This is a genomic window from Cellulomonas cellasea (assembly GCF_006538745.1).
GTDB classification, from domain to species: Bacteria; Actinomycetota; Actinomycetes; order Actinomycetales; family Cellulomonadaceae; genus Cellulomonas_A; species Cellulomonas_A cellasea.
This window is the reverse complement of the sequence record NZ_BJLR01000033.1, coordinates 1-20,571: the sequence shown is the minus strand read 5'-3', so window position 1 is coordinate 20,571 and position 20,571 is coordinate 1. Positions and strand designations below refer to the sequence as shown.

Genomic DNA, 20,571 nt, shown 5'->3' with positions numbered 1-20,571 from the left:
GTGGCTGCCCTCGACGCACCGACGTCCCCGCGGACGTCCGGCGACGAGCCGAAGCGCCGGGCGGGCACGAAGCCCGCCCGGCCCCCGGTTCGCAAGATCACCTGGCGCGCCAAGCTCCGCCGGGACCGCTCCCTGCTGCTCATGACGCTCCCGGGCGTCGTGCTGCTCGTGCTCTTCGCGTACGTCCCCATGCTGGGCAACGTCATGGCATGGGAGAAGTTCTCGCCCTACCGCGGGTTCCTCGGCGGGCCGTGGGTCGGGTTCGACAACTTCCTGCGCGTGTTCGACAACCCGCTGTTCCTCAACGCGGTGCAGAACACGCTCGCGATCACGGTGTTCCAGCTCGTCCTGTACTTCCCGGTGCCGATCTTCCTCGCGCTGCTGCTCAACAGCGTCGTGAGCCCGCGGATCCGCACGACGATCCAGTCGATCGTCTACCTGCCCCACTTCTTCTCGTGGGTGCTCGTCGTCGCGGTGTTCCAGCAGCTCTTCGGGGGTGCGGGCCTGCTCAGCCAGACGCTCCGCGGCCTCGGGCAGCAGCCGGTCGACATCATGACCAACCCCGACACGTTCCTGCTGCTCGTCACGTCGCAGTCGATCTGGAAGGACGCCGGCTGGGGCGTCATCATCTTCCTCGCGGCGCTCAGCACCGTGGACCCCGCGCAGTACGAGGCGGCGGTCATGGACGGGGCGAACCGGTGGCGGCGCATGTGGCACATCACGCTGCCCGCGCTGCGGCCCGTCATCATCCTGCTGCTCATCCTGCGGCTCGGCGACGCGCTGACCGTCGGGTTCGAGCAGCTCCTCCTGCAGCGCGACATGGTCGGCGCGCAGGTCTCCGAGGTGATCGACACCTACGTGTACTTCCAGGGTGTGCAGTTCGGCGACTGGGGCTTCGCGGCCGCAGCGGGCCTCATGAAGGGGGTCGTCAGCCTGATCCTCGTGCTCGGCGCCAACAAACTCGCGCACGTCTTCGGCGAGGCAGGAGTGTACAAGCGGTCATGACAGCGACGGAGAACTCCCTGACGAACCCGGCGATCGTCCTCGAGCCGCCCGCGGGCAGCCGGCGACGTCCCCGGAAGTCCAAGCACCGCCCCGCGTGGGAGGAGCCGCCGACGGTCGGCGGCGCGATCGCGAAGTTCGCGGCGCTCGCGCTCGTCGTGCTCGCGGTGCTCGGCCCGCTCTACACGATCGTGCTGACGAGCCTGTCGCCGCAGTCGGTCATCAGCGAGGCCGGCGGCATGGTGCTCGTGCCCGGCGAGATCACGTTCGCGGCGTACCAGCAGCTGCTCGACGGCGGGGTCGTGTTCCGCTCGGTCGTCGTGAGCATCGGCGTGACGGCCGTCGGCACGCTGATCTCGACGGTGGTCTCGGTGCTCGCGGCGTTCGGGCTCTCGCGCACCGACTCGTTCCTGCACCGGCCGATCCTGTTCGTCTTCCTCATCACGATGTTCTTCGGTGCGGGCCTCATCCCCACGTACCTGTGGGTCAGCCAGCTCGGCCTGATCGACTCGTACTGGGCGCTGATCCTCCCCGGCGCGATCTCGGCGTTCAACGTCCTGATCCTGCGGAACTTCTTCATGGGCATCGACGCGTCCATCACGGACGCCGCGCGGATCGACGGTGCGGGGGACTGGCGCGTGCTGGGCTCGATCGTGCTGCCGATGTCGCGCGCCGTGGTCGCCGTCGTCGCGCTGTTCTACGGCGTCGGCTACTGGAACGCGTTCTTCAACGCGATGCTCTACCTGCGCGACAGCGCGAAGTGGCCGCTGCAGATGGTGCTGCGCGCGTACGTCCTGCGCGGTCAGCCGCCGCAGGGCACGACCGGCACGGTCATCGAGCTCGGTGCGGGTGGTGCGGTGCCGTCGCTGGCCGCGAAGATGGCGGTGATGGTGCTCGCGCTCGTCCCGATCCTCATCGTGTACCCGTTCGTGCAGCGGCACTTCACGAAGGGCGTCATCTTCGGCGCGATCAAGGGCTGACGTGGTGCAGGGAACGCGGCTCCCGGCGGCGGGGACAGGGGGTCCCGGCCGCCGGGGGACCGCGAGGGCTGCGGTTCGTGCCCCGGGTCGCGTCCGCTCAGCGGGCGGGGGCGGTCGTAGCCCGCTCGGTCAGGACCGGTGCGAGCAGCCGGGTCTCGGCGGGCTGCTGGCCGGCCACGCGGGACATCGCCATCTCGACCGCGACGCGGCCGATCGCGTGCGCAGGGATGTCCACGGACGTCAGGGGGACGGGTTGGCCGACGGCGATGTCGTGGGGGCACACGGCGACGAGCGACAGGTCGTCGGGGATCGTGCGGCCGCGCTCGCGCAGCGTGGCGATCACGGCGGGCAGCGCGACCTCGTTGTGCACGACGAGCCCGGTCACGTGCGGCATCCGGGCGAGCACCCGGTCGACGGCGTCGACCGCGCCGGAGTGCGACGACTCGCACGGCTCGTAGGCGTGGTCGAGCCCGAGCTCGGCAGACTGCTGCGTGAACCCGCGGTGCATCCGGTCGGCGTACGAGGTGTGCCGCTCGAGCACCGCGGTCGGCGAGCCGATGAGCGCGACCTGCCGGTGCCCGAGCTGCGCGAGGTGCCGCACGGCGGCGCGGCCGGCGGCCTCGAAGTCGAGGTCGACGCACGAGAGGCCCTCGGTGTTGGTCGGCAGGCCGATGAGCACCGCGGGCTGGCGCAGGCCCGCGAGCACCGGCACGCGCGGGTCGTCGGCCTCGATGTCCATCATGATCAGCGCGTCGACCATCGAGCCGTCAGCGACGCGTTCGAGGCCCGCGGAGTCGTCCTGCGTGAGCAGCAGGACGTCGTGGTCGAAGGTGCGCGCGCTCGTGACCACGCCGGTGACGAACTGCATGATGACGCTGACGTTCACGTCGACGCGCAGGGGCGCCATGAGCGCCAGGACGTTGGTGCGGCTCGACGCGAGCGCGCGTGCGCCGGCGTGCGGGCGGTACCCGAGCTCGCGGATGCTGCGCTCGACGCGCTGACGGGTGGGGCCGGAGATCGGCCGCTTGCCGGACAGCACGTAGGAGACGGTCGAGGTCGAGACGCCTGCGGCGCGTGCCACGTCGTCAATGGTTGCCACGGTGTGCCCCTGTCGTGTCCGTGCGCACGTCGCTTCTCGCGCGCCGCACGGGGCTGGTCGGTCGTCGCTCACCCTAGCGCCGGAAGGCCTGCGTGCGGGGCTCCGACGCGTTATCGAAACATTGCGGAAGCGCTTCGATTTGACGCGCTCACAATATTCACCGTCCAGGGCACCTGTGTCCCTGGACAGGCGCGCGAGCGCGCGGCTACGGTGTTGAACCGCTTCGACGATCGCTATTCGTGCAGGATCGTGCGCACGACGTCGTCCCTTTCTCCCCACCACGACCGGAGGTTCCCCGCGTGAGCAGCCCGACGCCGCCCCGGCCCGGCCTCGCCGCCCTCACGGGCGAGCTGGGCCTGCTGTACGGCGGCGACTACAACCCGGAGCAGTGGCCGCGCCACGTCTGGGACGAGGACGTCGCGCTCATGCAGGCCGCCGGCGTCAACCTCGTGACGGTCGGCGTGTTCAGCTGGGCGACCCTCGAGCCCCGCCCCGGCGAGCACGATCTGGGGTGGCTCGACGACGTCCTCGACCTGCTGCACGCCGGCGGGATCGCGGTCGACCTCGCGACGCCCACCGCGTCGCCGCCCCCGTGGCTCGGCCTGCGCTGGCCCGAGACCCGCGCCGTCACGCCCGACGGGGTGCGGCTCAGCCACGGGTCCCGCAACCACTTCTGCCCGTCCTCGCCCGTGTACCGCGAGCGCGCGCTCGACATCGCCCGCGTCCTGGTCGAGCGGTACGCCGCGCACCCGGCCGTGCGGATGTGGCACGTCGGCAACGAGTACGGGCAGGTCTGCTCGTGCGACCTGTGCGCCGCGGGGTTCCGGACCTGGCTCGAGCGGCGCCACGGCACGGTCGACGAGCTCAACCGGGCGTGGGGCACGACGTTCTGGAGCCAGCGCTACGACGACTGGTCCGAGGTCGTCCCGCCGCGCGCCGCGCCGTACCTGATCAACCCGACGCAGGTGCTCGACCACCGGCGCTTCGCGTCCGACCAGCTCCTCGCCCTGTACGTCGAGCAGCGCGACCTCGTGCGTGCGCACGCGCCGCAGACCCCCGTCACGACGAACTTCATGGGCTTCCACCACGCGACCGACTACTGGCGCTGGGCGCCCGAGGTCGACGTGGTCGCCGACGACACCTACGGCGACCCCGCGGACCCCGAGTCGCGCGTGCTGCAGTCGCTGAGCCACGACCTCATGCGCTCGCTGCGCGGCGGCGAGCCGTGGCTGCTCATGGAGCAGGCCGTGAGCGCGGTCAACTGGCGGCCGCACAACGTCCCGAAGTCGCCGCGGCAGGCCCGGCTCGACTCGCTGCGTGCGGTCGCCCGCGGGGCCGACGGCTCCTGCTACTTCCAGTGGCGCGCCTCGACGTTCGGCGCGGAGCGGTTCCACTCGGCGCTCGTGCCGCACGCCGGCCCCGACACCCGGCTGCACCGCGCGGTCCGCGCGCACGGCGCCGAGCTGCGGTCGCTGGCCCGCCTCGCGGGGACCCGGGTCGAGGCGCGCACCGCGCTCGTCTTCGACTGGTCGAGCTGGTGGGCCGCCGAGGAGCGCGCGCAGCCGAGCGACCGGCTGCGGGTGCTGCCCCAGGTGCTCGCGTACTACCGGGCGCTGTGGCGCGCCGGGGTCGCGGTCGACGTCGTGCACCCGGGCGGCGACCTCGCCGGCTACGACCTCGTGGTCGCGCCGCAGCTGTACCTCGTCGACGAGGACGACGCGCGCAACCTGCGCGGGGTCGTCGAGCGCGGCGGGGTGCTCGTGCTCGGGCCGTTCTCGGGCGTCGCCGACCGCGACGGGCACGTGCGGACCGGGCGCTTCCCCGTGCCGTTCGCCGACCTCGTCGGCGCCTCGGGCGAGGAGTTCTGCCCGCTGCCCGACGACGGCGTGCGCGTGACGTCCGCCGAGCTCGGCGACTTCACCGGGACCGTGTGGGGCGAGCGGCTGCGGCTCGACGGCGGCGAGGCGGTCGCGACGTTCGCGGGAGCCGACCTCGACGGGTGCCCCGCGGTCGTCCGGCACCGGGCCGCCGGCTCCTCGCCGGTCGCGAGCGCCACCGGCCCGTCGGGCACCGCCCGCAGCGGCGAGACCTCGTACGTCGCGACCGTCCCGCCCCGCGCGGTGCTCGACGACGTGCTCGCCCGGGCGGCCCGTGCCGCCGGCGTCGAGGGCGTCGTCCCCGGTGGCGGCCCGCTGCCCGAGGGCGTCGAGGCCGTGCGCCGCGGCGACGTCCTCGTCCTGCTCAACACCTCGACCGTCGCCCACGAGCTCGCGCTCGCGGGCACCCACCACGACCTGCTCTCCGGAACCGACACCACGGGCACGGTCCACCTCGAAGCCGAGGACGCCGTCGCCCTGATCGAGAGGACCTCATGAAGTTCACCGACGGCTACTGGCAGGTCCTGCCCGGGGTCACGATCCTGCGCCCGCAGGCGGTCGACGACGTCGTCACCGGCGACGAGAGCCTCACCGTCTACGCCGCGACCGGGCCCCTCGAGAAGCGCGGCGACACGCTCAACCGCCCGCTCATCACGGTGGCGTTCGACTCGCCGATGGACGACGTGGTCGGCGTGACAATCACGCACTTCCAGGGCGGGCTGAACCGCGGTCCCGAGTTCGAGCTCGCGCGCTCCGTCGCCGACGTCAAGGTCGCCGGCCCGGAGCTCACGGGCGAGCCGGTCGCGACGCTCCGGTCGGGGGCGCTCACCGTGCGCGTCGCGACCGAGGGCGAGTGGGGGTTCGACTTCCTCGCGGGCGGCCGCACCCTGACCGCGTCGACGCCGCGCAGCATCGGCGTCATCACCGACGCCGAGGGCCGGCACTTCGTGCGCGAGCAGCTCGCGCTCGGGGTGGGGGAGCACGTGTACGGCCTCGGCGAGCGCTTCGGCGCGCTCGTGAAGAACGGCCAGACCGTCGACATCTGGAACGCCGACGGCGGCACCGCGAGCGACCAGGCGTACAAGAACGTGCCGTTCTACCTCACGGACGCGGGCTACGGCGTGCTCGTCGACCAGCCCGAGCGCGTCTCGTTCGAGGTCGGCACCGAGGTCGTCTCGCGCGCGCAGTTCAGCGTCGAGGGCCAGTCTCTGCGCTACTACGTCATCTACGGCCCGACGCCCAAGGACGTGCTGCGCAAGCTCACCGCGCTCACGGGCCGTCCCGCGCGCGTGCCCGAGTGGTCCTACGGGCTGTGGCTGTCGACGTCGTTCACGACCGACTACGACGAGAAGACGGTCACGAGCTTCATCGACGGGATGGCCGAGCGCGAGCTGCCGCTCTCGGTGTTCCACTTCGACTGCTTCTGGATGCGCCAGTTCCACTGGTGCGACTTCGTGTGGGACCCGGCGACGTTCCCGGACCCGGAGGCGATGCTCGCGCGCCTCAAGGCCAAGGGCCTGAAGATCTGCGTCTGGATCAACCCGTACATCGCCCAGCGCTCGGAGCTGTTCGCGGAGGGCCGCGAGCGCGGCTACCTCGTGAAGAACCCGGACGGGTCGGTGTGGCAGTGGAACCTGTGGCAGGCCGGCATGGCGCTCGTCGACTTCACGAACCCCGAGGCGACAGCCTGGTACCAGAGCAAGCTGCGCGTCCTGCTCGACCAGGGCGTCGACGCGTTCAAGACCGACTTCGGCGAGCGCATCCCCACGGACGTCGTCTGGCACGACGGGTCCGACCCGCAGGGCATGCACAACTACTACACGCACCTGTACAACAAGGCCGTCTTCGAGCTCCTCGAGGAGGAGAAGGGCGAGGGCGAGGCCGTGCTGTTCGCGCGGTCCGCGACCGTCGGCGGGCAGCAGTTCCCGGTGCACTGGGGCGGGGACTGCGAGTCGACGTTCGTCTCGATGGCCGAGTCGCTGCGCGGCGGTCTCTCGCTCGCGCTCTCGGGCTTCGGCTTCTGGAGCCACGACATCGGGGGCTTCGAGGGGATCCCGGACGCCGCGGTCTTCAAGCGCTGGCTCGCGTTCGGCCTGCTGTCCTCGCACAGCCGCCTGCACGGGTCGGACTCCTACCGCGTGCCGTGGGCGTTCGACGACGAGGCCGTCGACGTGACGCGCCACTTCACGCGCCTCAAGCTCTCGCTCATGCCGTACCTCGCCCGCATCGGCGCCCAGGCGCACGAGGAGGGCGTGCCGGTGATGCGCCCGATGGTGCTCGAGTTCCCGGACGACCGGGGCGCTGCGACCGTCGACACGCAATACATGCTCGGCGACAGCCTGCTCGTGGCCCCGGTGTTCAACGCCGAGGGCGACGTCGAGGTGTACGTCCCCGAGGGGACGTGGACGCACCTGCTGACCGGCGAGACCGTCACCGGCCCACGCTGGGTGCGCGAGCGGCACGGGTACGACTCGCTCCCGCTGCTCGTGCGTCCCGGGACGGTGCTCCCGGTCGGTGCGCGCACGGACCGCCCCGACTACGACTACGCCGACGGCGTCACGCTGCGGCTCTTCGAGATCCCGGACGGGCACCGCTCGGTCACGCACGTCCCCGGGCCGGACGGCGCACCGGGTGCGACGTTCACGGTGACGCGGGACGGGTCGGGCGTGCACGTCGAGGCGGCGGGCACGAGGGCGCCGTGGTCCGTCCAGCTGGCCGGTCGCGAGCCCGTCGCGGCGGCCGCCGGGGCGACGCGCGTCGACCTGGAGGTCTGAGCCGCATCCGCGGCCGCCCGGAGACTCACCCCGTCGAGGCGTTCTCGGCGGGGTGCGCTCCGTGTATCGTATCGATTCGATACGTGTCCGGGCCGCGCGAGCGCCTCACCAGCGCCGCCGCCGGCCCCACCACCACCGCACGACCTGCACCGCAGGTACCCCTCACCCCGAAGGACTCCCGATGACGAGCTCGCGCGCCTCCGGTCGCACGTTCCCCGCCGACTTCCTCTGGGGGAGCGCCACGGCGTCCTACCAGATCGAGGGCGCCGTGACCGAGGACGGCCGCGGGCCGTCGATCTGGGACACGTTCTCCGGCACGCCCGGCAAGACCCTCAACGGGGACACGGGCGCCGTCGCGGCCGACCACTACCACCGGGTCGACGAGGACGTCGCCCTCATGAAGGACCTCGGCCTGCACGCGTACCGGTTCTCGATCGCGTGGCCGCGCGTGCAGCCGACCGGCTCGGGCGCGTTCAACCCGAAGGGCCTCGACTTCTACTCCCGGCTCGTCGACCAGCTGCGCGGCGCCGACATCGCCCCCGTGGTCACGCTCTACCACTGGGACCTCCCGCAGCCGCTCGAGGACGCGGGCGGCTGGCCCAACCGCGACACGGCGTACCGGTTCGCGGACTACGCGCGCAAGGTCGCCGAGGTGCTCGGGGACCGCGTCGAGATCTGGACCACGTTCAACGAGCCGTGGTGCTCGGCCTACCTCGGCTACGCGTCCGGCGTGCACGCCCCGGGCCGCAACAGCCACGCGGACTCGCTCGCCGCGGCGCACCACCTCAACCTCGCGCACGGCCTCGGTGGCCGCGCGATCCGCGAGGTCCTGCCCGACGCGAAGCTGTCGATCACGCTCAACCTGCACGTGACGCGCGCCGCGAGCACCGCGCCCGAGGACGTCGACGCCAAGCGCCGCATCGACAACCTCGCGAACGAGATCTTCCTGCAGCCCGTGCTCGAGGGCCGCTACCCCGAGGAGCTCCTCGCGGACACGGCCTCGGTCACCGACTGGTCGTTCGTGCACGACGGCGACGCCGAGCTCTGCCAGGTCCCGCTCAGCGTCCTCGGCATCAACTACTACTCGACGGGCCTCGTGAAGAAGCGCGAGGGCGAGTACGTCCCCGGCGACGGCACGCCCGGCCCCGACGGCCACAAGTCCTCGCCCGTGAGCGCGTGGCCGGCCGCCGACGACGTCGAGTGGCTCCCGCAGCCCGGCCCGTACACGGCGATGGGCTGGAACATCGAGCCCGAGGGCCTGACCGAGCTCCTCGTCGACGTGCACACGCGCTACCCCGAGGTGCCGCTCGCGGTCACCGAGAACGGCGCCGCGTTCTACGACACCGTCGCCGAGGACGGCCGCGTCCACGACGTCGACCGCGTGACCTACCTGCACGACCACATCGACGCCGTCGGCGACGCGATCGACAAGGGCGTGGACGTGCGCGGCTACTTCGTGTGGTCGCTCATGGACAACTTCGAGTGGGCGTACGGCTACGACCGCCGCTTCGGCATCGTGCACGTCGACTACGACACGCTCGTGCGCACCCGCAAGGACTCGTCGTACTGGTACGCCGAGCTCGTCCGCACGAACACGATCCCGACGATCGAGTCCGCGGCCGACCTGACCTGACCGCCGAGGGCGGTCGCCCGACGAACCCCCGGCACCGACGAACGCGCACCGGACCGCCACGGCCCGGTGCGCGTTCGTCGTCCGGCACCCCACCGAGCGCGCGAGGGGCGAGTCCGCTACGAGAGAATGGGTCCGTGCCGAAGGGACGACGCTCGACGAAGCGCCCGTACGGCGCGCCCGTCGAGCCGCTCGACCTCGACCGCGTGCGCGGCGGACGGTCGACCGAGTCCGGCCCCGACGGCGAGTGGACGGTGCAGCGCGTCGGCGCCTCGGAGCGCAGCTACCGCTGCCCCGGCTGCGACCAGCTCGTCGGACCGGGCGTCGCGCACGTCGTCGCGTGGCCGAGCGACCATTTGTTCGGCGCGGACGCCGCGCTCGCGGACCGCCGGCACTGGCACTCCGCGTGCTGGTCGGCGCGCACCCGCCGCCGCCCGGCTCGTTAGCCTCGGCCCATGCCGTCCCACCTGCGGGCCCCCCGCCTCGTCGCGACCGACCTCGACGGCACGCTCCTGCGCAGCGACGGCACCGTCTCGCCGCGCACCCGCGCCGCGCTGCTCGCCGCCGAGCGCGCCGGCATCGAGGTCGTGTTCGTCACCGCCCGGCCGCCGCGCTGGCTGCACGACGTGCGCGACGTCGTCGGCCGCCACGGCGTCGCCATCTGCGCGAACGGCGCGGCGGTGGTCGACGTGCGGGCGGACGTCGTGCTCGCGGAGCGCGCGATGGACCGCGGGGTGGTCTCGACGCTCGTCGCGCGCGTGCGGGACCGGCTCCCCGGCACCCGGTTCGCGGTCGAGCGCCGCGCGGGCATCCTGGCCGAGCAGGGGTTCGTCGGCCCCCACCCGCTCCCGGTCGGCGCCCCGGTCGTCGACCGGCTCGAGGCCGCGCTCGACGACGCGACCTACAAGCTCCTCGCCCGCCGCCCCGGCGGGGACCCCGGGGCGTTCCTGCGCGACGTGGCCGCGGTGCTCGGGCCCGACGCCGTGCTCGCCGACTCGGGCGCGGTCGGGCTCGCCGAGGTGACCGGGCCCGGCGTGACGAAGGCCTCGACGCTCGCGACGTGGGCCGAGCAGCGCGGGCTCGGGCCGGACGACGTGTGGGCGTTCGGCGACGCCCCGAACGACCTGCCGATGCTCGCGTGGGCGGGCGTGTCCTTCGCGGTCGGGAACGCGCACCCCGACGTCGCGGGGGCGGCCGACCGCCGGTGCGCGACCAACGACGACGACGGCGTCGCCGAGCAGCTCGAGGGCGCGCTCGGGCTGCTCGACGAGGGTCGCGGGCAGGCCGCCTCGGCGCGCTGACGCCCGGCGCGCGCGGCTAGTCTCGGGGGCGATGAGCACCGACGACGCCGGCACCGGCGAACCGACTCCGATCCGCGCGCTGACCGTCCTGCCGGCGCACCGCGAGGACATCGAGCTGCACACGGCCGACGGGCTCACGCTCGTCGGCGAGCTCGCCCGTCCGGCCGCCGACGACGGCAGCCCGCTCACGCCGGCCGCGACCCTCGTGACGCTGCACCCGCTGCCGACGCACGGCGGCTACATGGACTCGCACGTGCTGCGCAAGGCGTCCTGGCGGCTGCCCGCGCTCGCCGGGCTCGCGGTCCTGCGGTTCAACACGCGCGGCACGACCAGCCCGCGCGGCACGAGCCAGGGCGCGTTCGACGGGGGTGCCGGCGAGCAGTTCGACGTGCACGCCGCGATCGAGCACGCCGAGTTCCACGACCTGCCGCGGCGCTGGCTCGTCGGATGGTCCTTCGGCACCGAGCTCGCCCTCATGCACGGCCGCGACCCCTCGATCGAGGGCGCGATCCTGCTGTCCCCGCCGCTGCACCGCGCGACGGACGCGGACCTCGACGCGTGGGACGCGTTCGGCAAGCCCCTCGTCGTGCTCGTCCCCGAGCTCGACGACTACCTGCGCCCGCCCGAGGCCCGGCAGCGGTTCGCGCGCGTCCGGCACGCCGAGGTCATCAGGGTCGACGGCGCGAAGCACCTGTGGGTCGGCGAGCCGGCGGTCCGCCGCGTGCTCGACGAGATCGTGGGCCACGTGCTGCCCGACGTCCCCGTCCCGCTGCCCACCACGTGGCGCGGCGAGAGCACGACCGCCGAGAGGCAGGAGACCGCATGAGCACCGCGCCCGACCCCGCCGACCTGGTGCTGCCGGTGCGCACGTACGCCGACGGCACCGGGCGCGCGCACCACCACGCCGCGCTGCCCGTCGTGCTCCTGCACGCCTTCCCGTTCGACGCCCGGATGTGGGACGAGGTCGCCGCGGCGCTCCCGGCCGACCGCCCGGTGCTCGCGCTCGACTTGCCGGGTCACGGCGCCGCGGCCGGGCTCACGCCCGCTGAGCCGTCGCTCGAGGCCGTGGCGGACGCCGTCGCGGCGTCGCTGTCCGAGGTCGGCGTCGCCCGGGCCGTCGTGGCAGGGCTGTCGATGGGCGGCTACGTCGCGCTCGCGCTCGTCGAGCGGCACCCCGGGCTCGTCGCGGGGCTGGGGCTGCTCGACACCCGCGCGACCGCGGACCCCGACGAGGCGCGCGCGAACCGGCTCCGGGTCGCCGCGGCGGTCGAGGCGTCCTCGACGGTCGACGAGGTGCGCCCGATGGCGCGCGCGGTGCTCGGCGCGACGACGCTCGCCGGCCGCCCCGACGTCGTCGACCGCGTCGCCACGTGGGTGGGGGAGCAGCCGCCCGCCGGCGTCGCGTGGTCGCAGCGGGCGATGGCGGCCCGTCCCGAGCGCGGCGCCGCGCTGGCGGCCTTCGCCGGCCCGGTGCTCGTGCTCGTCGGCGACGAGGACACCGTCACGCCGCTCGCGGACGCCGAGCGGCTGCGCGCCGCGGCGCCGCACGCCGAGCTCGTCGTCGTGCCGGGCGCGGGGCACCTGAGCGCGGTCGAGCAGCCCGCGCTCGTCGCCGAGGCGCTCGAGCGCCTCGCACGCCGGGCGGACGCCGCCGCCGAGCGGTGACCCGCCGCCGCGGTCGTCGGGACGCCGGAGCGGCGTCCGGACGACCGCGGTCGACCGGACGCCGGAGCGCGGGCGGACGCCGGAGCGCTGACCCGCCGCCGCGGGTATCGAGACGCCGGAGCGCTGGGCGAGCGCCGCGGACGGACCTGCGGCGCGTGCGATGTCCCTGCCCGCGGCCGTCCGGGCGTGCGGGTGTCGGGTCGCCGCGGTCGTCCGATGCGTGGTCGCGGTCGGGTGACCGGGGGTCGCCCGGGCGGGCCGGTGGCGGGCACCCGACGTCCGCCGGGGCGCCTGGGTCAGGCGACCGTCAGCGCTGCAGCGCGCGGGCCAGGGCGTCCGGCAGGTCGAGCGACTCCCCGTCCTTGCCACCCGCGCCGATGACGAGCGGCGGGTCCTGCGGCACGAGCGTCGTCCCGCGCAGCAGCGCGCGCAGGCTCGTCGGGACCCCGAGGACGTAGTACTCGCCGTCGGTGCCGACCGCGACCTTCTCGTCCCGGCGCAGGTACCAGCCCTCGTGCGGCGTCCGGTACCGGTGCCGCCCGTCGTAGCTGTGCGCCCGCAGCGGCACCGGCGGGACGTCGCGAGCGCGCGCGGTCTCGACGAACTCTGCGAGGAGCGCGCGCGCCCGCGTGGACTCGGCGAGCCGTCGCCGTTCGAGCGCCTCGGCGTGCACGGCGGCGGCCTCCCGGCGCTGCGTGCGCCAGTCGTCGCCTGCGCCTGGGCCCGCGCTCACTCGCGTGCCCGCCGGCGGCTCATCGACGCGACTTCGAGGGGCGGGGGGTCGACGAGCGGGCGTCGCCGCCCGTCGAGGAGCGCTCCGCCGACCCGGCCGCCGCGTCGTCCTCAGTGGTGCCGCTGCTCCGCTCGTCGTGCTCGGCCGAGGTGTCCTCGTCGGTGTCCGACCCCGAGGCCGACTCCGTGCCCGCGTCGCCGTCAGGTGCCGTGGGCGCCTCATCGGCGTCGTCGGCGGGCGTGCTCGTGCCCCCGTCGACGCCGGACCGGACGTCGTCCCGCACGTCGTCGGGCGTGGCGGTCGTCGTCCCGGGCGCGTCGGCGCCCTCGGCGCGGTCCTCCGTCGCGGTGTCGGCCGTCGCCGCGTCGTGCGCGCCCGCCTCGCCCGCGGCGTCGTCCGCCGAGCCAGTCGAGCCCACGTGCGGCGCGGCGCTGTCCGGTCGGGTGGGTCTGTCGGCCTCGCCCGACGCGGCGGCGGGCGTGCTCGAGCGCCCGGAGACGTCGACGTCGCCGGGCGCCGCCGGCTCGCCCTCGTCGGCACCCGTGTCGGAGACCGCGGAGATCGCTGCCGCGCGGGCCCGTCCGGCCGCCGACACGGGGGAGGGGCGCTTGCCCGCGGGCCGGCCCTGGGGGCGGTTCGCCGGACGCGCCGGTGCACGCGGGGCGGGCTCGGGCTCGCTGCTCTCGACCGGCTCGGTGGGCGTGGCCGACGCGGGGGACGCGGACGACGCAGCCGCGGTGGACGGCGTTGCGGGCACGGACGGCGCGGACGCGAGCCGCGCCTCGGCCTGCTCGGCGCGCTCGAGCGTCGTGCGGCTCGGCACGGGGTCGTTGCCCAGCAGGTTGCGCAGCTCGTCGAGGTACGACGTGATGGACTCGCGCTGCCGGTTCAGCTCCTCGACCTGGCGCTGCGCCGTCGTGCGCTCGCGCTCGGACTCCGTCAGCGCGTCCGACAGCGACTTCTCGGCGTACTCGCGCGCCTCGGCGACGACGCGGTCCGCGGTGCGCCGCGCCTGCGAGAGCAGCTCCTTGGCGTGCGCCTCGGAGTCGACGCGGACCTTCTCGGCCTGCTCGAGCGCCTGCGCGACGCGCACCTCGGCGTCGGCGGCGTGCGCCTCGGCGTCCCGGACCAGCCGCTCGGTCTCGGCGCGCGCCGTCTCGTGCCGCTCGGCGTCCGCGCGCTCGGCCTCCTCGTGCCGGGACGCGATCGACAGCTCGGCGTCCGCGAGGGCCTGCTCGGCACGCTGCAGGAGCTCCTCCGCCTGGGCCCGCGCGGCCGCGGCGATCTCCGCGGCGGTTCGGCGCGCGTCGGTGAGGACCCGCTCGACCTCGACGCGGGTGGCCTCCCGCTGCTCGGCGAGCTCGCGCTCGGTGCGGTCGCGCAGCTCGGTCGTCTCGCGGGCCGTGGTGTCGCGCAGCTCGTCGGTCTCCCGCTCGACCGAGGACCGCAGGTGGACCGTCTCGTGCACCGTGCGCTCGCGCAGCTCGGTCGTCTCGCGCTCGGCCTGCGCACGGATCTCGGCGGCGTAGTGCTCGGCCTCGAGGCGCAGCGCCGAGATGGACTGCTCGGCCTCGGCCCGCAGGGCGGCGATCTCGTCGCCGACGGCGGCCCGCAGCTCGCCCGTCTCGCGCTCGGCGCTCGCGCGCACCGACCCGGCGTACTGCTCCGCCTCGCCGCGCAGCCCGGCGACCTCGGCGGCGACCTGGTGCTCGAGCGCCGCGGCCTCGCGCTCGGCACGCGCGCGCACGCCGTCCGCGTACTCCTGCGCCTCGGCACGCAGCGACGTCGACTCCGCCGCGATCTGCTGCCGTGCCTCGGCGACCTCGGTCGCGACGACCGAGCGCTGCATCGCGGCGTACCGCTCGGCCTCGGCGCGCAGCGCGGCGAGCTCGCCCTCGACCCGCTGGCGCAGCGCGGTGGTCTCCGCGTCGGCGCGCTGGCGCAGGTCCTGCTCGTAGCGCTCCGCCTCCTCGCGCTGGGCGGTCGTCTCGGCCTGCGTCGTCGACCTCAGCTCGCTCGCGGCGCGCTCGGTCGAGATGCGCAGCTCGGTCGCCTCGCGCTCGACCGTCGCCCGGAGGGTCCCGAGCTCCCGCTCGAGCGACGTCCGGCGCTCGCTCTCCTCGGTGTTGAGCGCGCTGTGGATCCGGGCGGCCTCGCGCTCGGCGGACCCCAGGAGCTCCTCGGCGCGGCGCTGCGCGGCCAGGACCGTGCTCTCCGCCTCGGTGCTCGCGGTCGTGCGCAGCTCCTCGGCCTCGCGCCGGGCCGTCGCCAGCATCTCGCCGACCTCGTTCTCGGCGCGCGAGCGGAGCTGCCCGGCCGCGAGCTTGGCGCGCGCCAGGGCGTCGGACGCCTGCGCGTTCGCCTGCTGCACGACGTCGGACGACTGCTCCTCGGCCGAGCGCAGCAGCTGCTCGATGCGCGAGCCGAGGCCGGAGTACGTCGGACGCTCGGCCTCCCGCAGGTGCCGCTGCGCCTCGGACAGCTCGCCGGCCATCTGCATCGCCCGGCCGTCGAGCTGCTCGACCTGGTCGCGCGCCTCGCTCAGAGCATGCTCGAGCGCCTTGATCCGCGCGTCGACGGGTCCTCGGTCGTACCCGCGGAAGTTCACGACGGGGAAGGGCGAACGGTCCTCTGGCACGGGATCCTCCTGGGCGCGTCGGCGCCGGTCCGCGGGCGCCTCGATCGAGGCGCGGGGCAAGTCGGCCGGTAGTCCTCGGGCAGGATATCGGTCCTCGTGAGAGGGCCGGACCGCGCCCTGACCAGCATGTCGCAGACCTGCCCGTTCTGCCCCGGCCGAGGGTTCCGCCTATCCTGGGTCGTCACGTTCGAGAGGACCCCGCGTGCTCCAGAGACTCATCGCCGCCGTTCTCGGCGTGCTCGGCCTCGTGGTCGGCGGGCTCGGCGTCGCCTCCGCGACCGCCTGGCGCGCCGACGACGTGCTCGTCGCCGACGCCCGGACGCCGGACGACACCCGGATCGTCGTCACCGACGCCGGCGTGCTCGAGATGGCCGGCAACCCGGTCACCGTGCGCGTCACCGCCGCGGACGACTCCCCGGTCGTGCTCGCCGTCGGGCGCGACACCGACGTCACCGCGTGGGTCGGGGCAGACCCGCACGTCCGCGTGACGGGCCTGTCCGGCTGGCACGAGCTGCGCACGACCGAGGTCGAGGGCGAGGCCGCACCGGCCCCCGAGGCGTCCGCACCGGCCGACCCCGCCGCGCCCGTGGACCCCGCCGCGCCCGTGGACCCCGCCGCACCCGCGGACCCGGCCGCCGACCCCGCCGCACCGGCCGCCGAGGAGACCGCCCCCACGGTCCCCGACCCGACGGGCTCCGACCTGTGGGTCGTCGAGCAGACCGGGACCGGGAGCGCGACCCTGACGTGGACCGCCCAGCCCGGCCGCTGGAGCCTCGTCGCCGCGAGCCTCGGCGACTCGGCACCGGTCGTCGAGCTGAGCTGGCCGCAGACCGTCACGACCCCCTGGCTGTGGCCGTGCGTCGCCGTCGGCGCGCTCCTCCTGCTCGCGGGTCTCGCGCTCGCGGCCCGGCTCTGGGTGCGGTCGCGCCGCGGCGAGGGCGCGGCCGACTGGCACCCGGTCGGCACCGGGCCCGTCCCGGTCGTCGTCGGCGCGGGCGCGGCGACACCCGCCGCCGGCACCGACGCGGGCGAGACCGTCGTGCTCACGCGCCGGCAGCTGCGCGACGCCGGGCTGACGGGCGAGACCCGGTCCCGACGTCGCGAGCGAGCGGGCCGTGCGGCGACCGGCGAGCAGCAGGCGCTGCCCGCCGAGGCGCCGGCCCGGGTCGCGCGCGGCACGACGCCCGCCGAGCCGGCCGCACCTGCACCTGCCCCCGCAGACGCCCCGGTCCCGCGCTGGGCCGCCGCCGCTGCCGCCGTGCCCTCCGCGGCCCGACCCGCCGAGCCGTCGGAGGGTGCGCGTCCCCCGTGGGGCCGCGCGGTCCCCGGCGCGGCTGCGAGCCCGTCGCCGGACGCCCCCCGACCCGGTGCGGCGCGTCCCGCCGGACCCCCGCAGCCCGCCCCGGGCCCGGCTCCGGCCGACCGCCCGTCGGGCGCACCCGGCCCTGCCCGGCCGGCCGACGGCGACGCGCCGCGGGGTCCCGCGTGGGCCGCGCAGCTCGGGCGCCGCGCTGCGGGACCTGCCCCCGCGGTGCCCACGCCGCCACCCGGACGTCCGTCCACCGGCCCCGGGGCCGCCGGGGCACCGGCAGCGCCCGCAGCCGCCGGACGCCCCGCCGCGTCCGGTCCCTCCGCGCCCTCCGCCCCGGCGCAGGCCGGTCGCCCGGACCGGCCTGCCGGTCCGCCGCCGGGCTGGACGCCGTCGGCGCCCGTGCGTCCCGGAACCGCGCCCGGCACCGCACCCGGCGCGGGACCGGGTCAGCCCACGGGTCCGGCGCGCCTGCCCGGGCCCCCCGGGCGCCCGTCGCACCCCGACGCCTCACCGACCGGTCCGCGCGCCTCGTGGCTGCCGTCGGGCCCGACCCAGCCGCCCGGTGCACGCCCACAGGACGCGCCGCGCGCCCGCCCCGCGGCGGCCGGCCCCGGGCCCGCCCAGCCGGTCCCGACGCGAGGCCCTGCGCAGGGCCCGGCCCAGCCGTCGACCTCGGGCGCGGGCCCCCGCGCGGGCGTCGCCGCTCCCCGCGGCGCCGCAGGGCAGGCGGACCGGTCCCGGCCCGTCGGCGCTGCACCGCACCACGGCAGCCACGCCGCGCCGACCGAGGTGCCCGCTGCGCGCGCCGACGCCTGGCGCCGGGCCTGGGGGATCCCCGAGCCGACCGAGGACGACCAGGACGGACCGACGAACCGGGAGGGACAGCGATGAGCGCACGTGCACGCCGCGGTCTGCCGGCGGCAGCCGCCCTCGGACTCGTGCTCGCGCTGGGTGCGTGCGCGACCCCTCCGCCCGAGCCCCAGCCGGAGGCCGTCCCGGCGGTCGCACCCCCGGCCCTCACGGTCGCGCAGTCGACCGGGGTGCTCGAGGACGTCGGCGCCGTGCTCGCCGCCGGGGACGCGACGTTCGACGCGACCGGGCTCCCGGCGCGCCTCACGGGCCCCGCGCTCGACGTGCGCCGCCTCGAGTACGCCCGCGCGACCTCGACCGGCGGGACCCGGCTGCCGACGGCGCTGCCGACCGAGGCCCAGGTGACCATCGTCCCGGACACGACCGAGTGGCCGCGGACCCAGCTCGTCGTGACGGAGCAGCCCGAGACGCTCGAGGCCCCGCGCATCCTGGTGCTGCGCCAGGACTCCCCCCGTGAGGCGTACAAGCTCTGGGGCTGGGCGCGGCTCGGCCCGGGCGTCCAGATGCCCGCGACGGCGGAACCCCAGTACGGCAGCGCGACGATCCCGCCGGACTCGACCGCGCTGCTCGTGCAGCCCGGGTCGGTGCTCCCGCAGTACGCCGACGTGCTCGCCAACGGCGACGCGTCCACGTACGCCGCGACGCACCCGCAGGACTTCTTCCGGCAGACCATCGAGGCCGCGCGCGCGAACATGCAGGCGGCGGTAGCCCCGGTGGGGACCGTCGCGGAGACCTACGTCCCGCGGGTGGAGAACCCGGTGGCGCTAGCGACGGCCGACGGCGGCGCCATCGTCGTGGGAGCGATCGACACCACGACGACGCTCGCGATCGCCGAGCCCGGCATCGACCTCGACCCGACCACCGCGGCGCTCGCTGGGAAGCCGCGCGTCACGAGCAGCCTCGTGAGCACGTGGGCCGACGTGCTCGTCTTCTACGTCCCCCCGGCGGACTCCGAGACGAAGCAGGTCCAGCTGCTCGCGGGGGAGCACGCCCGCACGTCCGTCGCCGGCCAGTAGCCCGCCCACCCAGCAGGAGAGCCTCACGATGAGCCAGCCGTCCGCACCTCAGCCTCGACTCGACGTGCGCGGGGCGATCGACCTGTCGTCGCTCGCGCGGCCGAGCACGCCGCCGCCGGGGTCGCCGGGGGGACCGCCGGCCGCGGGCGGGTTCGTTGTCGACGTGGACGAGTCCTCGTTCGGCCAGCTCGTGCAGGACTCGACGACCCACCCGGTGGTCGTCCTGCTCTGGGCGCCGTGGAGTCAGGTCAGCGTCGGGCTCGCCGCCGACCTCGGGACGCTCGCCTACGAGTACGCCGGCCGCTTCCTGCTCGCCCGCATCGACGGCGAGGCGAACCCGCAGATCGCGCAGGCCTTCGGGGTCCAGTCGCCGCAGTCGCTCCCGGTGGCGGTGGCGGTCGTCGCCGGTCAGCCGCTCCCGCTGTTCCAGGGCGCCTACCCGATCGAGCAGGTCCGCGGGGTGATCGACCAGGTCCTCGCGGCCGCAGCGGCCAACGGTGTGACGGGCACCGTGCCCGGAGGCGCCGTGGTGGTGCCGGACGAGCCCGAGGAGCCGCCGCTCCCGCCGTTGCACCAGGCGGCGTACGACGCGATCGAGCGCGACGACCTGCCCGCCGCGCAGGAGGCGTACTCCCAGGCGCTCCGCGAGAACCCGCGGGACGCGATGGCGCGCGCCGGCCTCGCCCAGGTCGGTCTGCTGTCCCGCACGCGCGACGCCGACCTCAACGCCGCCCGGCGCGCCGCGGCCGACGACCCGCGCGACGTCGCGGCGCAGCTGCTCGTCGCCGACCTCGACGTCCTCGGCGGCAAGATCGACGACGCGTTCGGCCGGCTCGTCGACCTCGTGCGCGTCACCGCCGGGCCCGAGCGCGAGCGGGTGCGCCTGCACCTCGTCGAGCTGTTCGAGGTCGTGGGCGCGGAGGACCCGCGTGTCGGCGCTGCCCGCCGCGCGCTCGCCAACGCCCTGTACTGAGCCCCGCTCGCGACGGACCCGGTCCGTACCGAGCCCCGTCGGTACCCGGACCGAGCCCCGCGCCGCACGACGGCGTCCGCTCGAGCGACACGACGCCCGGCCCACCACCCCGGTGGGCCGGGCGTCATGCGTCCCGCGCCGGTCGCGGTCCACCCGACGGCACGGCGGTGCGTGAGGCGGCCAGCAGGTATCCCGGTCCCGAGCACGACTCGACCCGCGGGCGACGACGGTGCCGGCGGTGCACGTGACGGCCGTCACCCGAGCGCGACTTGACCGTCACGCCGGCCGCTGCGTAAGTTTCTCGACGTCGCCCGGCAGGGAGGAACGGACACCAGGAACGCTCCTGGTGGCTGGTCCCACCGAGGCGGCCACCCCCGAGCAGTCGAACCAGGCGCTTCTGGCGCCGGTCGAGACGCGCTCGGGATGAGCTAGTCTCTCTCCTCGGATCGGCCCAGCGGGCCGGCCCGCAGACCGCCCGAGAGGGTGGTCACGGAGAGCGAGAAGCTCCGGTATGGTTCAGCAGTCAGGCCGCCCGGCAGGGAGGAACGGACACCAGGAACGCTCCTGGTGGTCGGTCCCACCGAGGCAGCCATCCCCGAGCTCGTCCCCGGCGGTCTACCGCCTGATCGGACGTGCCCGGAGCGGAACTCCCACCGACGACCGGCTCGGAAGAGCGGGTTGACGGGGGCGAGGGAAGCACG

At 75.4% G+C, this 20,571-nt stretch carries 15 protein-coding genes; 12 read left to right on the top strand and 3 right to left on the bottom strand.

Annotation, left to right across the window (positions count from 1 at the left end):
• The gene (locus tag CCE01nite_RS17185) at positions 1-1,005 is read left to right on the top strand and encodes an ABC transporter permease (RefSeq protein WP_052103884.1); all 1,005 of its coding nucleotides are present in this window, start codon (positions 1-3) and stop codon (positions 1,003-1,005) included.
• Positions 1,002-1,982 (top strand): carbohydrate ABC transporter permease, encoded by a 981-nt coding sequence (locus tag CCE01nite_RS17180; RefSeq protein WP_034627958.1) that lies wholly within the window; start codon positions 1,002-1,004, stop codon positions 1,980-1,982. Before CCE01nite_RS17185 ends, CCE01nite_RS17180 begins: the two co-directional genes overlap by 4 nt.
• A gap of 97 nt (positions 1,983-2,079) precedes the next feature.
• On the opposite strand, the gene CCE01nite_RS17175 is transcribed toward CCE01nite_RS17180, so the two are convergent.
• The gene (locus CCE01nite_RS17175) at positions 2,080-3,081 is read right to left on the bottom strand and encodes a LacI family DNA-binding transcriptional regulator (protein WP_034627952.1); all 1,002 of its coding nucleotides are present in this window, start codon (positions 3,079-3,081) and stop codon (positions 2,080-2,082) included.
• A gap of 299 nt (positions 3,082-3,380) precedes the next feature.
• Here CCE01nite_RS17175 and CCE01nite_RS17170 point away from each other — a divergent pair, with 299 nt between their 5' ends.
• From CCE01nite_RS17170 to CCE01nite_RS17140, 7 genes are all read left to right on the top strand, one after another.
• A complete protein-coding gene (locus CCE01nite_RS17170; RefSeq protein ID WP_034627947.1) occupies positions 3,381-5,456 on the top strand; it encodes a beta-galactosidase in 2,076 nt (691 codons plus the stop codon).
• Entirely contained in the window at positions 5,453-7,732 is a 2,280-nt protein-coding gene (yicI, locus tag CCE01nite_RS17165; RefSeq protein WP_034627945.1) for an alpha-xylosidase, read from the top strand. Before CCE01nite_RS17170 ends, yicI begins: the two co-directional genes overlap by 4 nt.
• Positions 7,733-7,913: 181 nt before the next feature.
• A complete protein-coding gene (locus tag CCE01nite_RS17160; RefSeq protein ID WP_034627942.1) occupies positions 7,914-9,365 on the top strand; it encodes a GH1 family beta-glucosidase in 1,452 nt (483 codons plus the stop codon).
• Between the two features lie 134 nt (positions 9,366-9,499).
• Positions 9,500-9,808, top strand: coding sequence for an Rv1322 family protein (locus tag CCE01nite_RS17155; RefSeq protein ID WP_034627936.1), 309 nt, complete (start codon positions 9,500-9,502; stop codon positions 9,806-9,808).
• A gap of 9 nt (positions 9,809-9,817) precedes the next feature.
• Positions 9,818-10,663 (top strand): HAD family hydrolase, encoded by an 846-nt coding sequence (locus CCE01nite_RS17150; protein WP_034627931.1) that lies wholly within the window; start codon positions 9,818-9,820, stop codon positions 10,661-10,663.
• A gap of 31 nt (positions 10,664-10,694) precedes the next feature.
• Positions 10,695-11,489, top strand: a complete 795-nt coding sequence (locus tag CCE01nite_RS17145) for an alpha/beta hydrolase (protein ID WP_034627929.1) — start codon at positions 10,695-10,697, stop codon at positions 11,487-11,489.
• Positions 11,486-12,328 carry an alpha/beta fold hydrolase gene (locus CCE01nite_RS17140; protein WP_141372744.1) on the top strand — a complete coding sequence of 281 codons (843 nt, stop codon included), beginning with the start codon at positions 11,486-11,488 and terminating at the stop codon, positions 12,326-12,328. The genes CCE01nite_RS17145 and CCE01nite_RS17140 overlap by 4 nt, the downstream gene beginning before the upstream one ends.
• Positions 12,329-12,635: 307 nt before the next feature.
• On the opposite strand, the gene CCE01nite_RS17135 is transcribed toward CCE01nite_RS17140, so the two are convergent.
• Positions 12,636-13,061, bottom strand: a complete 426-nt coding sequence (locus CCE01nite_RS17135; protein ID WP_141372743.1) for a hypothetical protein — start codon at positions 13,059-13,061, stop codon at positions 12,636-12,638.
• Positions 13,062-13,080: 19 nt separating this feature from the next.
• A complete protein-coding gene (locus CCE01nite_RS17130; protein WP_246056671.1) occupies positions 13,081-15,699 on the bottom strand; it encodes a coiled-coil domain-containing protein in 2,619 nt (872 codons plus the stop codon).
• 202 nt (positions 15,700-15,901) lie between these two features.
• Here CCE01nite_RS17130 and CCE01nite_RS17125 point away from each other — a divergent pair, with 202 nt between their 5' ends.
• Genes CCE01nite_RS17125 through CCE01nite_RS17115 form a run of 3 tightly spaced genes read left to right on the top strand, consistent with a single transcriptional unit; the run spans position 15,902 to position 19,870 of the window.
• Positions 15,902-17,902 (top strand): hypothetical protein, encoded by a 2,001-nt coding sequence (locus CCE01nite_RS17125; protein ID WP_141372742.1) that lies wholly within the window; start codon positions 15,902-15,904, stop codon positions 17,900-17,902.
• The gene (locus CCE01nite_RS17120; RefSeq protein ID WP_141372741.1) at positions 17,899-18,897 is read left to right on the top strand and encodes a DUF8094 domain-containing protein; all 999 of its coding nucleotides are present in this window, start codon (positions 17,899-17,901) and stop codon (positions 18,895-18,897) included. The genes CCE01nite_RS17125 and CCE01nite_RS17120 overlap by 4 nt, the downstream gene beginning before the upstream one ends.
• A 28-nt stretch (positions 18,898-18,925) precedes the next feature.
• Positions 18,926-19,870 (top strand): tetratricopeptide repeat protein, encoded by a 945-nt coding sequence (locus CCE01nite_RS17115; protein ID WP_141372740.1) that lies wholly within the window; start codon positions 18,926-18,928, stop codon positions 19,868-19,870.
• The last annotated feature ends 701 nt before the right edge of the window (positions 19,871-20,571 follow it).

What these genes read in the sequence shown, in the direction of transcription:
- yicI (WP_034627945.1), top strand. Translation starts at nt 5,453, where the DNA reads ATGAAGTTCACCGACGGCTACTGGCAGGTCCTGCCCGGGGTCACGATC.
- CCE01nite_RS17140 (WP_141372744.1), top strand. Translation starts at nt 11,486, where the DNA reads ATGAGCACCGCGCCCGACCCCGCCGACCTGGTGCTGCCGGTGCGCACG.
- CCE01nite_RS17180 (WP_034627958.1), top strand. Translation starts at nt 1,002, where the DNA reads ATGACAGCGACGGAGAACTCCCTGACGAACCCGGCGATCGTCCTCGAG.
- CCE01nite_RS17150 (WP_034627931.1), top strand. Translation starts at nt 9,818, where the DNA reads ATGCCGTCCCACCTGCGGGCCCCCCGCCTCGTCGCGACCGACCTCGAC.
- CCE01nite_RS17115 (WP_141372740.1), top strand. Translation starts at nt 18,926, where the DNA reads ATGAGCCAGCCGTCCGCACCTCAGCCTCGACTCGACGTGCGCGGGGCG.
- CCE01nite_RS17145 (WP_034627929.1), top strand. Translation starts at nt 10,695, where the DNA reads ATGAGCACCGACGACGCCGGCACCGGCGAACCGACTCCGATCCGCGCG.
- CCE01nite_RS17120 (WP_141372741.1), top strand. Translation starts at nt 17,899, where the DNA reads ATGAGCGCACGTGCACGCCGCGGTCTGCCGGCGGCAGCCGCCCTCGGA.
- CCE01nite_RS17160 (WP_034627942.1), top strand. Translation starts at nt 7,914, where the DNA reads ATGACGAGCTCGCGCGCCTCCGGTCGCACGTTCCCCGCCGACTTCCTC.